The sequence below is a fragment of the Oleiphilus sp. HI0132 genome (assembly GCF_001635845.1).
The window spans coordinates 1-2,764 of sequence record NZ_LWGJ01000699.1; the positions used below are offsets into that span (position 1 = coordinate 1).

At 44.8% G+C, this 2,764-nt stretch carries 3 protein-coding genes and 1 pseudogene; 1 reads left to right on the forward strand and 3 read right to left on the reverse strand.

The genetic code is table 11. The annotated features are described in order from the left end of the window. On the reverse strand, nt 1–313 hold a 313-nt coding region (locus A3766_RS08305), incomplete at its 3' end, for a hypothetical protein (RefSeq protein ID WP_068642069.1). 183 nt (nt 314–496) lie between these two features. Between A3766_RS08305 and A3766_RS08310 the strand changes: the two genes are divergently transcribed. Further along, nucleotides 497–1,651 (forward strand): IS110 family transposase, encoded by a 1,155-nt coding sequence (locus A3766_RS08310; RefSeq protein ID WP_068510169.1) that lies wholly within the window; start codon nt 497–499, stop codon nt 1,649–1,651. Nucleotides 1,652–2,066: 415 nt separating this feature from the next. On the opposite strand, the gene A3766_RS08315 is transcribed toward A3766_RS08310, so the two are convergent. Further along, the gene (locus tag A3766_RS08315) at nt 2,067–2,438 is read right to left on the reverse strand and encodes a hypothetical protein (protein ID WP_068642071.1); all 372 of its coding nucleotides are present in this window, start codon (nt 2,436–2,438) and stop codon (nt 2,067–2,069) included. Nucleotides 2,439–2,560: 122 nt separating this feature from the next. Beyond that, a pseudogene (locus A3766_RS31945) lies at nt 2,561–2,764 on the reverse strand (hypothetical protein); the annotation flags it as partial.

The window sequence follows — 2,764 nt, forward strand, 5'->3', positions numbered from 1 at the left end:
CCTCTCTCTTTATATTTGGCCGAGTTAACTCAGGATCTTCTTTATCCAGACACATAAACTGAATTTCTGCCTGGGCATCTGATGTGAATGGAACCATATCCTTTTGAGATACTCGAACAACTTGGAAATGCTTATTTTGATTGTTACAAAATGCAAATGCTTCTTTATATACATCAGCTTTAACACTGCCACCAACCACATCGAATCCTTTTTGGGATCTAGAAATCAAATACGTATCTATCCCTATAGGGATTACGCCTGATGATGTTGCACAACCGGAAACTAATAAAACAATAAAGAATATTCTCTTCATTTATCTCTTCACTCCTTGGCCAAACTTTATTCATACGCCCAGTTCATTGGGTATGCATCTTTGCTGAATTTACATAGACATAATGACTCCCCACGTCCCAAAAGAGTGCTGACCTCCTATCGTGGGTTAGCAAAGCCAGAGCCATAATATATGTGTCATACCATATAAGCGGAGGCCAGCACCATGAAAAACAATACCATAATTTTTGTCGGATTGGACACCCATAAGGAGTTCACCGAAGTCGCATATTGCGAAGATCAACGAGGCTCAGAAGTAAAGCATCTTGGAAGAGTTTCTTCAGCCAAAGTATCACTTACCAAGATGGCAAGACAGTTTGAAAGCAAATACCCGCAGGCTACCCTGCATTTTGTTTATGAAGCAGGCCCCTGTGGCTACTGGATTTATCGATTGCTGACAAGCTTAGGCCATTGTTGCTATGTTGTTGCGCCATCACTGATTCCAAAGAAACCCGGACAACGCGTGAAAACAGATAAACGCGATGCACAAGATTTAGCTCGTTTGGTTCGTAATGGCGACCTTGATCCGATTTACGTTCCTGAACCCGCAGATGAAGCAATACGAGATCTATCTCGAGCACGTGAGCGTGCAATGCATGATTTGAATAATGCACGTTTCCAGCTAAAAGCCTTGCTGCTCAGAAACCATATTAACTATTCAGGCAAATCAAATTGGAGCTTAAAACACCTTCGTTGGTTAACAGAGATCATCTTACCTCATCCTAGTCAGCAATTTGTCTTGCAAGAGATGATTCAAACCATTTCAGAACGCAATGCTCGACTAGAGCGTCTGGACAATGAACTCGCCCATCACGTGAAGCAATGGCGATATTATCCGGTTGTGAAAGCGATACAAGCCTTGAGAGGCGTTCGACTGCTCACCGCCACTGGTGTCATTGTAGAGCTAGGAGACTTAACACGATTTGATAGCCCTAGAAAACTGATGAGTTATATCGGAACGACGCCCTCCGAACATTCAAGTGGAGGAAAACGACACTTAGGCGCGATCACCAAGTGTGGAAATGGGCGAGCGAGGAGATTGTTAGTTGAGGCTGCACATAGCTATCGCTATCCCGCAAAGATATCGAAGGAATTACAGCTCAGGCAGGAAGGATTGCCGAAAGAGGTAATTGATCAAGCTTGGCAAGCACAACAGAGATTATGTAGACGATATCAACGACTAATACACAAAGGTAAACATCGAAGTGTCGTGGTAACGGCGATCGCACGAGAACTGATAGCTTATATCTGGTCAATCTCGAAGGAAGTCACCTTACCCAGAATAGATCCAAAAACACGAATCTCACGCGTACCCGCTTAAGTAGATAAGGAATAATACATGAACAAGTTTAGCGTCAATGCAAAAGATCAAGCAGCGGCTGTGGTGCAATCACCGAAGGCGTTAGGTTGGCAATGAGCTAGCAGTACATTGATCCACGAGCATAGACTGAAGACAGGCACCACGACGTAATAAGTAAGGTTGGATAGGTTAACGCGTCGCGTTAGCAACCCACGAATACCAGCATGATCACCGTCGAAATTACTTGCTTCATCTGATGCGTTGACGCTTCCCTAACGGGAAGAATGTTAATTAAAAAGAAAGGCTCTGGCCGAGGTTCCGGCAGGATTTTGTGCGGGCCTCTTGACGTGGGGAGTCATACCAACGCCTTTAGCTGCGGCGAGCGATAGCGAGTCCAGCCCCGGGGCTTTTTCCGGGGCGAGGCAGGCTAAACTTGTTAACTGGTAATCCACTTAATGCCAGACCATACACCGAAGATTACCCCCATAACAACTGAAGAAAATATGGTCCAGTTGATGAAAAAATATAAATTATGAGCAAAGTCGCCACCCTTGATGGGAGCTGAAGCTTCAAAATGTTTTGCAAGTACTTCTAACTGCGGAATATTGGGCTCATTGGCGTCTACGGTGTACTCGTCGGAATCACCCCACATTTCGTAGACTTCAAAGTCATGATCTCTGAACTTGAATGTGCAGAAAACATCATCGTCTGCCCAGTGGGGGTGATGAGTAATTTCGACACCCTCGAGTTGCTCCAGAATCTTTGTGGTGCCTTTACGTGAAACCTTTCGATTTTTGAACGTAAACATCCAAAACTCACCACGATTGTTTACTACTCGTTCGATTTTNATAAGACAGTTAACGCCGCCAGCAACGGCGAGCGAAGCGAGTCCAGCCCACGGCCCTTTGTGGGCGATGTTGGCTGGCCTGGTTATATTTTTCTTTCAATGATGAACCCTGACTCGTCACCACAATGAATATAAATTTCACCGTCACCTTGTAAAGGAGTAGGAAATTCAATTTTACCCCGACCACAAAGGTCATCACCCTCGCAAGTGCCTTGCCAGCTAAACTCAAGATAAGGTGTTCGGTGAGATACCCTAACATCGAGCCACCCTTTTACAGCACCAAAAAC

Bases quoted from the DNA above. Each gene is read 5' to 3' on its own strand.
- A3766_RS08310 (WP_068510169.1), top strand. From the start codon at position 497: ATGAAAAACAATACCATAATTTTTGTCGGATTGGACACCCATAAGGAG.
- A3766_RS08315 (WP_068642071.1), bottom strand. From the start codon at position 2,438: ATGTTTACGTTCAAAAATCGAAAGGTTTCACGTAAAGGCACCACAAAG.